Source organism: Sphingomonas sp. CCH9-E2 (assembly GCF_001557215.1).
In the GTDB taxonomy this organism is placed as follows: domain Bacteria; phylum Pseudomonadota; class Alphaproteobacteria; order Sphingomonadales; family Sphingomonadaceae; genus Sphingomonas.
In genome coordinates this window covers 1-10,313 of record NZ_LSJM01000220.1, presented here as the reverse complement: position 1 = coordinate 10,313, position 10,313 = coordinate 1, and the positions used below count along the sequence as shown (strand labels likewise).

General features: G+C 65.0%; 8 protein-coding genes. 5 read left to right on the top strand and 3 right to left on the bottom strand.

Annotated elements, in window-relative coordinates; translation table 11 throughout:
- From AX681_RS10280 to AX681_RS10265, 4 genes are all read left to right on the top strand, one after another.
- On the top strand, positions 1 to 1,458 hold a 1,458-nt coding region (locus AX681_RS10280), incomplete at its 5' end, for an MmgE/PrpD family protein (RefSeq protein WP_066682198.1).
- Between the two features lie 125 nt (positions 1,459 to 1,583).
- Complete coding sequence (locus tag AX681_RS10275) at positions 1,584 to 4,457, top strand: TonB-dependent receptor plug domain-containing protein (RefSeq protein ID WP_197421798.1); 2,874 nt, start codon at positions 1,584 to 1,586, stop codon at positions 4,455 to 4,457.
- Positions 4,458 to 4,471: 14 nt separating this feature from the next.
- Complete coding sequence (locus AX681_RS10270; protein ID WP_156442580.1) at positions 4,472 to 4,735, top strand: hypothetical protein; 264 nt, start codon at positions 4,472 to 4,474, stop codon at positions 4,733 to 4,735.
- Between the two features lie 38 nt (positions 4,736 to 4,773).
- Positions 4,774 to 6,234: a carotenoid oxygenase family protein gene (locus AX681_RS10265; RefSeq protein ID WP_231733648.1), complete on the top strand. Its 1,461-nt coding sequence runs from the start codon at positions 4,774 to 4,776 to the stop codon at positions 6,232 to 6,234.
- Positions 6,235 to 6,294: 60 nt separating this feature from the next.
- Here AX681_RS10265 and AX681_RS10260 read toward each other — a convergent pair whose 3' ends face one another.
- Positions 6,295 to 7,254 carry a helix-turn-helix domain-containing protein gene (locus tag AX681_RS10260; RefSeq protein ID WP_066656666.1) on the bottom strand — a complete coding sequence of 320 codons (960 nt, stop codon included), beginning with the start codon at positions 7,252 to 7,254 and terminating at the stop codon, positions 6,295 to 6,297.
- Between the two features lie 275 nt (positions 7,255 to 7,529).
- On the opposite strand from AX681_RS10260, the gene AX681_RS10255 reads away from it, so the two are divergent.
- Positions 7,530 to 8,102: a nuclear transport factor 2 family protein gene (locus AX681_RS10255; RefSeq protein WP_066656667.1), complete on the top strand. Its 573-nt coding sequence runs from the start codon at positions 7,530 to 7,532 to the stop codon at positions 8,100 to 8,102.
- Positions 8,103 to 8,141: 39 nt separating this feature from the next.
- Here the strand turns inward: AX681_RS10255 and AX681_RS10250 are convergent, their stop codons facing one another.
- Together AX681_RS10250 and AX681_RS10245 are read right to left on the bottom strand one after the other, a co-directional pair.
- Positions 8,142 to 9,110, bottom strand: coding sequence for a hypothetical protein (locus tag AX681_RS10250; protein ID WP_231733649.1), 969 nt, complete (start codon positions 9,108 to 9,110; stop codon positions 8,142 to 8,144).
- A gap of 63 nt (positions 9,111 to 9,173) precedes the next feature.
- On the bottom strand, positions 9,174 to 10,313 hold a 1,140-nt coding region (locus tag AX681_RS10245), incomplete at its 5' end, for a carboxylesterase/lipase family protein (protein WP_066682197.1).

Below are 10,313 nucleotides of genomic sequence, written 5' to 3'. Positions count from 1 at the left end.
CCCCAGACCGCGCCCGTCGCGCCCCGCCATCCCGCCCCCGCCGATGCGCGCGCGACCACGGACCCGGACGGAACCACGACCGCGACGCTGGTCAATTTCGCCACGACGCTGCGCTATGAAGATTTGCCGCCCGCGGTGATCGATGCTGCGAAGCGCTGCATGGTCGATGCGCTGGGTTGCGGGGTCGCTGGTTGGGAGAGCAACAAGGGGCGTCTTGCCGCGACCGCGATGGCCCGGCTCGGCGGAGCTGGCGAGGCGCAGCTCTGGGGCGGCAAGGCGCGCCTCGCGACCACCAACGCCGCGTTCGCCAATGCCGAGCTGATGAACGGCCTGGATTACGATGCGATCCCGCATATCCCGCCGGTGGTGGTTCCCGCACTGATGGCATTGGCCGAAGCCCGCCGCACGTCCGGGCGCGACTTCATTCTGGCGCTGGTCGTCGCTTACGAACTGGCCGCGCGGCTCAGTTCGGCCACCAGCCCGATGGGCGCCGCGATCCTCGAGACGGGCGTGACGCCGGAGGTGTTCGCGATCAATCAGGAATCGATGCTTGCCGCCGCCGCCGGCGCGGCGCGACTGCTGGGATTGCCGGCAGCGGCAACGGCGAACGCGATCGGGCTGGCCGGCTATTACTGCCCGCCTCAGACCGCGCATGACTGGGAAACGGCCAGCCCCAAATCCAACGTCAAATATACGCCGGTCGGCTGGGTAAACCAGGGCGCGGTGACGGCGGCACTGCTTGCCGAAAGTGGCTTCACCGGCAATCCCCGCGTGCTGGACGGTCCGGCGGGCTTCGCGCGCTTTTATGGCTTCAGCAAATGGGACATCCCCGCCGCGACGCGCGGGCTGGGCGAGCGCTGGACGATCGTCAACGCCGATTACAAGCCCTATGCCTGCTGCCGTTACATCCATAGCCGCATGGACGCGCTGCTCGCCCTGCTGGCGCGCGAGCGGATCGACCCTGCGTCGATCGAGCGCATCCAGTCCTGGGGAGCGCCCTTCGCCGCCAACCTGGACCCGATGAACGTGCGCACGCAAGAGGATGCGCAGTTCAGCGTCCCCTATATGCTGGCGCTGGTCGCGCTCGGTCGTCCGCTCGACGCGCGTTGCCAGTCGGCCGAGCAGCTCGCCGACCCTTCGGTCAAGGCAATGATGGACCGGATTCAATGGTCCACGCATCCGCGCACGGTCGAAACCAAGCGCGCCGATCCGCGCAGCTTCCTTGCCAGCGTCGAAGTGACCGCCGCCGGGCAGCGCTACACGCATGAGGTCATGTATGCGCGCGGCATGGGTTCGGTGCCCGAAATGCGCCTCGACGATGCGGCGCTCGATGCCAAGTTTATCGCCAACGCGCGCACCCGGATGTCGGCGGCGGCGGCGCGACGCGCACTGGATGCGGTCCGCGCGCTCGACCGTGCGACCGACATGGCGGCAGTAGGGCGCCTGTTCGCAGGCTGAACGCGGCGCGTGCACTGCCGGGTAAAGCCGCATGCGTCCCTGCATAAACGCCTGGCACGCGCGTCGCCTATCAGGACGCTCACGGAATGCCCGCGAAGGGCACCGAATCAGGAGGGGAGAGACCAATGAACCGCTCAACGCATTCGATCAGCCGACTCATGCGCAGCGCCACGACGACCGCCGCCATCGCGCTGAGCCTCGCCTTCCCGGCGATCGCTTCGGCGCAGGAGGATGCGAAGGCCGGCGAGGCTGACGCAAAGGTCGCCGACGAAGTCGTCGTGACCGCCAGCCGCGTGCAGCGCGACGGCTTCACCGCGCCGACCCCCACCACCATCGTCGGCACCGAGACGCTCGAAGCACGCGGCGCGACCAACGTCGCGACCGTGCTCAACGAAATTCCCGCGTTCAAGGCGTCGCAGTCGCCGACCACGACCGGCGTGCGCGCGGCGTTTGCCGGCTCCTATTTCGCCGATCTGCGTGGTCTTGGCCCGTCGCGCACGCTCGTGCTGGTCGATGGCAACCGGTTCGTGCCACAGATCGTAACCGGGATCGGCACCTATCAGGTCGATCTCAACCAGGTCCCGGCGTTGCTGATCGAACGGGCTGAAGTCGTCACGGGCGGTGCATCGGCACAATGGGGTTCCGACGCGGTTGCCGGTGTCGTCAACCTGATCCTGCGCAAGGATCTCGAAGGCCTGCGCGCCGAGGCACAGGCCGGCGTCTCGGAACAGGGCGACAACGCCGAATATCGCATCGGTGCGGTCGGCGGCCTGAAGCTGGGCGAGCGCGGGCACATCACCGTCGCGCTCGATCATGTCACCAATGACGGCATGGGCGACGTGTTCACGCGCGACTGGGGCCGACTGGGCTATGGCCTCGTCGCCAATCCCAGCCGCGCCACCAACGGCCTCGCCCAGCAGCTGCTGCTGCCGGACGTGCGCTATGCGACCATGACCAATGGTGGCCTGATCAACAGCACCACGGGGCCGGCGGCGCAGCTGCGCGGCATCTACATCAATCCCGACGGGTCGATCGGGCGTTTCCAGTACGGCAATTTCGTCGGGTCCAGCTTCATGCAGGGTGGCGGCAGCAACGCCGGCATCAACTTCAACACCGGCGTCTCGGTCGCGCCAAAGGTCCGCCGCTGGACCGGCTATGGCCGCGCCAGCTACGAGGTGGCGGACGATTTCACCGTCTATGCCGAGGCATCCTATGCCGACACGGTCGGGCGCGGACAGACGCTGCCCCCGCGCAACGAGCAGGCGACGCCGATCGTCATCTCGACGCAGAACCCGTTCATTCCGGCTGCGCTGCGGGCCGAGATTGACCGGCTCAACGCGCTGCCCGCGAACGCCACCAACCAGATCACCAGCTTCAACCTGGGCCGCAACAGCGTCGACATCGGCTATCAGCGCACGCGGGTCGAGGTCGAGACGAAGCGCGGCGTCATCGGGTTCGACGCGGGCCTGGGCGGCTCGTGGAAACTGAACGGCGCGGCCACTTATGGCGAAAATCTCTACACCCAGCGGGTGTACGGCAACCGCATCCAGGCCAATTTCCGTTTTGCCGCGGATGTGGTCCAGACCGCCAATGGGCCGGCCTGTCGTGCGGTGGTCGCCGGAAATGCGGCCGCGGCGGGGTGTGCCCCGCTCAACGTCTTCGGCGAAGGGGCGCCCTCCGCGGCGGCAATCGCCTATGTCACCGGGACGACCCTCACCCAGACCTTCTACAAGCAGTTCGCCACCAACCTGAACCTGTCCGGTGAGCCGTTCAGCACCTGGGCCGGGCCGGTCTCGGTTGCGCTCGGCGCCGAATACCGTCGCGAAGACCAGAACACTTCGGTCGATGCGATTGCCGAAGCAGCCGGGTATGAAAGCTCGAACGCCCGTGCGCTGCGCGGCAGCTTCAACGTCAAGGAAGCGTATCTCGAAGCGGTCGTGCCACTGGCACGCGACCTGCCCTTGCTGCGCTCGCTCGATCTGCAGGGCGCGGTACGCTTCACCGACTATAGCTCCAGCGGCGGCGTGACGACGTGGAAGCTCGGCGGAACCTGGGAACCGCTTGAAGGGCTGATGGTGCGCGGCACCCTGTCGCGCGACATCCGCGCGCCAAACATCTTCGAGCTGTTCACGCCTGCCGTCACCACGGTGCAGACCCGTAACTTCTCCGCCAGTGTCGCCGGCGGTCCGACCGGGCAGGTGGCAACGGCCAATCTGGTGCGCGGCAACGCGGGGCTTAAGGCCGAAAAGTCGGAGACCCAGACACTCGGCGTGTCCTATGCCCCGCCGTTCATCCCCGGGCTGAAGCTGTCGGTCGATTATTTCGACATTCGCGTCGACGACGCGATCGCGTTCATCGACGCCAATCTGGTCATCAACTTCTGCACCGGAACGACGCCGACGCCGGATCAGGCCTATTATTGCTCGTTCATTACGCGCTCGCCGGCCGGCGGCGCCACGGTCTATACGGTGGACAATCCATATCTGAACCTGGGCTATATCGAGCGCAGGGGCTTCGACTTCGAGGCATCGTACCGGCTGCCGCTCGACAAGCTATCGGGCAAGCTGGGCGGGTCGCTCACCGCGCGCTTCTCGGGCACGCTCTACGACAAGTTCGGCGAGGATATCACCGGCACCGGCTTCATCGAGCGCGCCGGCGACGTCATCGGCACCCCGCGCTTCCTGACCAATAGCTCGCTGACCTATGACGACGCGCTCCTGACGCTCCAGCTGCAGATGCGCACGATCAGCAAGGCGAATTACAACAATCTGTTCGTCGAAGGGGTGCAGATCAACGACAACGATGTACCCGCGCGGCAGTATTTCAACCTGTCGGCGACGATCCGCGCGACCGATCGCTTCGAGTTCTTCGGCGTCGTCAACAACCTCACCGATCGCGATCCGCCGCTGATCCCGCAGAATTTCGGCTATCCCACGGTGCCGCAATTCTATGACATGATCGGACGCAGCTATCGCTTCGGCGCGCGCGTGCGGTTCTGACAAGGAGGATGGCGATGCACGATCCCAACGCACCGGGCGCGATGCCCATCTCCCGCCGCGCGCTCGCCCGCGCGGCGATGGGGGGTGCCGCCGCCCTTGCCCTGCCGGCGAAGGCTGCGGCGCTCCCGCAGCTTGGCGGCGCGCCGGTGGTGGGCTTTCACGCCGACGCGCCGTGGCTCGATCCGACCGGGCGCGACAAGCCCTACCACCCGCCCACCGCGACCGGTCGCTTCGCGCCGGACACGGAAAGCCTGATGCGGCTGGGCTATTTCCTTTGACGGATCGCCGTCCCTGTCGGGCGGGCTAGGAGTTCACCATGGTTGATTTTTCCAAGATGAAGGCGGCGCAGGGCTTTTTCGCCCCGCAGCGCTTCGAAGCCGATGTCCTCGACTGCGAAACGTCGGGGTCGATTCCGACGGAGCTCGACGGCGCCTTTATCCGCCTGGGCGGTGAATGGTATTATCCGCCGAAGTTCGACAATGACGCGATCCTCAACAGCGATGGCCATATCAGCAGCTTCCGGTTCAAGAATGGCCGGGTCAGCTACAAGAGCCGCTTCGTGCGCACCCCCCGGTTCGAGGCGAACCTGAAGGCGGGCGGCCAACAGTTCGGCTATTATCGCAACCCCTATACCGACGACCCCGCCGTGCAGGGGCTCGACCGGACCGTCGCCAACACGACGCCCTTTGCCTTTGCCGGGCGTCTGATGGCGCTCAAGGAGGATGGGCTGCCCCACCTGATCGACCCAAACACGCTGGCGACGGTCGGCCGCTGGAACTTCGGCGGGAAGTATAAGGGGCCGCATTTCACGGCACATCCCAAGGTCGATTCCGACACGGGCGAGATGATCGCCTATGGCAATGAGGCGAACGGGCTGGCGGGCGACGAGGTCTATGTCGCGACGATCGACAAGAAGGGCCGCGTCACCCACGATACCCGCTTCACGGTGCCCTATGTCAGCATCATGCACGACATCGCGCTGACCGAGAAGCACATCATCTTCCCGTTCGCCGGCTATGTCACCAGCCCGGAACGGCTAAAGGCCGGCAAGATCCACTGGGGCTGGGACAACAGCAAGGAAAGCTATATCGGCATCCTTCCGCGCGGCGCGGAGGGCAAGGACATCCGCTGGTTCCGCGGTCCGCTGCGGTGCATGATGCACACCTTCCACGCGCGCACTGTCGGAGACAAGGTGATCATGGAAGCGCCGTTCTACGACGGCAATTTCTTCCCCTTCTTCACCAATGTCGACAACAGCCCTTGGGACCGCACCAAAGCCAAAGGCTATCTCCGCCGCCTGACGTTCGACCTGTCCTCCAAGCATGACGGGTGGACCGAGGAGATCCTGTTCCCGACGCCGATCATGGACATCGGCGCGATCGACCGGCGCTACCTGACCCGCGACCAGCGTTACGTTTTCACCGGCTTCACGGACCCGTCCAAGCCGTTCAACGTCGCGCAGGGTGGCAATCTGCAGGGGCGGGTGACGAACTGCTACGGCCGGTTCGACGTCAAGGCGGGTCAGATGGTTTCGATGTTCGCCGGCGAGACGCACAGCCTCGCCGAAGCCTGTTTCGTCCCGCGCAGGGGCGGTGACGAAGGGTCGGGCTGGGTGATCGGCGTCGCGTCGAACTTTGCCGAAATGCGGTCGGAGCTGCTTATCGCCGACGCGGAGCGTCTGGCCGACGGGCCGATCGGGCGGGTGCTGCTGCCCTTCCGCGCCGCGCCGCAGGTTCACGGAACCTGGGTCGAAAACGGCGAGCTGCCGTTCGCTTGAAAAGGGGGAAAGGGGCCGCGGCGACACCCGTGTCGCCGCGGCCCCTTTTTATTCGCGGATCTACTGAACGGTCCGGATCGGCATCCCGCCGTGAATCGCGCGATAGTCGCGCGGGCTCTCGCCATAGGCCAGTTTGAACACCCGGCTGAAATAGGCGAGGCTGCTGAACCCACAGGCATAAGCGATGTCGGTCACCGACTGCTCCGCCTTGCCCGGATCGATCAGATCACGTCGGCACGCCTCTAGCCGGCGCTGCAGGATATGCTCGGATAGCGTGCACCCGCTGTCGAGGAAGATCTTGTGCAAATAGCGCTTCGAACAATTCAGTCCCCGCGCCACCGTATCGATCGACAGGTCATAGCGGCGCAGATGGAGATCGAGATAGCCGTCGATCCTTTCGCGCATCACCTCACGGCTCGTCCGACGCGCTTCGTGGCTGCCATGCTCGAGCAGCGCGAGCCGCGCCAAACGCGCGATCATCACCCCGATATCGCCCTCACTGCAAGCGCGGCCATTGTCGGACGCCGCAGTGGTCAACGCTGATCGCAGCATGCTCGAATAGCCGCTCGCGCCCGAATACAGACGCAGCGAATAGGGCGTGAGATCGGCCAGGTTCAAATCCTCGGCGCGGACCAGCACGGCGGACTGCCGCGTCAGTTCGGTCGAGTGGAACTTGAACGGGCGCGTCATGTCGTAGAGCGTCCAGTCGCCCGGTTTCAGCGCCAGCTTCTTGTCGCGCTGTTCCAGAAAAATCGTGCCTTCATGCTGGACGACCAGCTTGAACAGACGGCGGTCATCGCCGCGCGCCTGCTGATGATTGCGGCTCAATGCGTGGGCGGGCGCCGTGACGCGGGCGACGGTAAATTCGCCGACGTTGCGCATGACCGCCGACGCCCTGAACTGCTCGTCAGTGGGCTTGACGTCGAAGTCGCCGATGCTCGCCCAGATATGTTCGCGCCAATAGGCCGCCCTTTCGGCCTTGCGCACGGCATCCGTCGAGTGTTCCCTCAGGCCCGCCATGGTGCATCCCTCTCGACAATGCACCCTGCTGCTTTGGCCTGGTGCTTGGGGTCGATTATGAAGACCCTGAGGGGCATCCTGTCAATAAAATTGTAATCGCAATTTTACTTTGATCTGGTGCGTGGCTAGCCAAACGGTCATGCGCTGCTGGAGGGGTCGATCGCTCCGCGACGACTTAGGTTCAGGCGCTTGAGCGCACTGCCGATCTGCACTCCGCATTTCCGGCACCACGCTGATGCCAGGCCGAGCACAAGGGCCAGATGAAAGGGAGAGACATGAAAATCACTGCTGTCGCGAGCGTCGCCTTCGCGCTCTGCATCGCCACCCCGGCAGCCGCGCAGGTCAGCCCGGAGGAATATGCTGTCGCGCGGGCCGAGATCGTCAATCTTTCCAGTCGGTTGATGATCGCGTTCGACGCGCTGGACGCGGACACCTACGCCGACTGCTTTGCCAAGGATGCGACGCTGAACTGGATCGGCGGCGTCGAAAACGGCCGTGAGGCGATCCGCAAGGCATTGACCGCATGGCGGGTGCGGATGAGCGACACCAACATCGCACCGGACGCCACCTCGCGGCAGCGCACGCACCACTTCGTGCTGAACCACAACGTCACGATCGACAAGGGCGGCAAGACCGGCAAGGGTATCGTCTACTGGTTCGCCTTGACCAATCGCACGCCGCAAAAGGACGTGCAGCCGCTCTATTTCGGTCATGTCGTCGAATATTACGTCAAGGAAGACGGCAAGTGGCTCTATTCCAAGCGCGAAGTTTATAACGAATCGCTGTCGAACCGCTCCGTCTTTTATCCCGAGCTGGGCGAGATCGACCCCCGCAAGCCAAAGCCCTGAATCACGGTGCCGCCCCGGAACGATCCGGGGCGGAACGCGTCACTTCCTGGGGTATTTCGCTTCGCGATTGCGGATCACGTCGGGATTCTGGGTATAGGGCGACCGCATGTTGTAGGGCGTGGCGATGAACACCGCCTCGACCCCCGTGATCATCCCGTCCTCCAGCTTGAAGCTTTCGAGCAGGCCCCAGCTATGCGGCTCGCGGAAGATCGAGCGTGCGGGTGTGCCATCGGTCAGCGTATACTGATCCAGCACGCCCTTGTGATCGATAAACCCGCGCGCCATCACGATGCAGCGATATTCGTCGACCAGGAAATGATCGCGGTCGCGCACGCGCTCGTTGAACAGATAGCGGCCCGATTTGAAGCCCTTCTCGATTTCGGGGAAGTTCAGACCGTTCTCCGTCCGGGTCGCATCGGGTGAAAAGCGCGTGCCGCGGATTTCGCCGTTGTTGTTCTCCAGCGTCTCGAAATAGCCGTCGGCAAGGCGGACCATCTCCGCACGCGGCCGGCATTTCGCTTTCGGCACGGCCTTGTCGAGATGCGGCGAACGCTGAAACTTGTCGAAATCGGCGATCGGCGTCGGCGGTGCCGACAGGTTGCGCTTGGTCGAGATGAGATGTTCGATCTCGGTAATCTGCTCGCCCTCGACCTTCAGCCGCACGGCGAGATAGCCGGGCGTGTCGTTCTGAACGATTCGCGTATAGATGCCGACATTGCCCGTTGTCGGATCCGACAGCGTCAGGGCCGGGCCGACCTCCTGCGTCACCGTGTCCCAGGTCGCGTCCGGAAACGGCATCTCGACGAAATTCTCGACAAAGCGTACCCGGCGCGAGATCGGTGCCTTGGACGGATCGCGCGCCAGAAAGGCGGCGCGATACTGGTCGCCGATCTTTTCAAGGCACACGCGATCGCATCCGGCACTGGCGTCGCGCTGCTGCGCGGCCGGCGCGCTGGCCAGGCTTGCCAGCGCCAGGGGCACCAGAACGGCCTTAAGCTTGGGGTTCATCGCTCTCTCCTCATTATGTCTTCGCTGCTGGATACACCGCAGGCTGATATTGTCACCGCGGCCTCAAGCACCGAGCAGCGGCCCCAACGTCCGTCGCGCAAGCGCATTGGGATCCTGCGCCAACCGGTTCTCGCGATCGAACAGCATCGTTGACCGCGATTTGGCATCGTAGCGCGGCCAGCGCGGCAGGTCCGTCCCGTTGGGGTCGCCGGTCGCCGCAAAGCGCACCCAGGCAGCGCTCATCTGCTGCGCGAGTCGCACCGGCGTATCGCCCGGTCCGAGCAGCGCCCGCCCGGACTCCGGCGTGTTGAACAGCAGCGAGCTTTCGAGCGTGTGCAGCGCGCCGAGTTTGCCGCCCAAAGCGGGACTCTGCAGATCCAGTCGATAGGCATAGGTCGTCCCGCCAGCCTGAGCGTGGCGATCGGCCTGTGTCGTGGCGGGCAGCGCGATCGAATAGTCGGAAAATGCCTGGAGATAGCGCCGGGCCGGCGTCGCATCCGGGTACGCGCGCGCATAGCTGCGCAGCACGCGATCGGTGCGGCTACCGGCAAATGCCCGGACGCGGTCGCGATAGCCGGATTCGGTGAGCGTGAAGGCCTCCGGATCGTTGCCCCAGAAGAAGCTCATCTCTTGCGCATTACAGCCGATCAGCATCGCGATATCCCGCGTGCCCGCCGCCGCTTTGGGCGAGAACGGGTGGTGCGGCAGCCATTTCGGATCGATGACAGGGGCGAAACAGGGCAGGTCGATGAAACGGCTCGGCTTCATCGCGGCTGCGACGCTGTGATAGCCAGCGAGCAGCCGGGCCATGGGCAGCGTGGCGAGATCCGCAGCGTTAGCCGATGTCAGACCAACCTCGCGAAGCAACTGTTCGGTCACGGCCGCCGCCGCGTCGCGCTCCATGAAGCGCAGGCCCGGCCCGCTTTGCACAGCCGCACGCTGGAACAGGCCGCGCGCCGGGGGGCTGGCCATCAGGAAGCTGGTCTTCATGCCGCCGCCGGAGGTGCCGAACACCATGACGCGTTCGGGATCGCCACCGAACGCCGCGATATTGTCGCGAACCCAGCGCAGCGCCGCGACGATATCGAGCATGCCGGCATTGCCCGCCTCGCCAAATTCGCCGCCGGCCAGATCACCGAAATGCGTGTAGCCAAAGGCGTTGAGACGGTGATTGACGCTGACGACCACCGCGTCGCCCCGGCC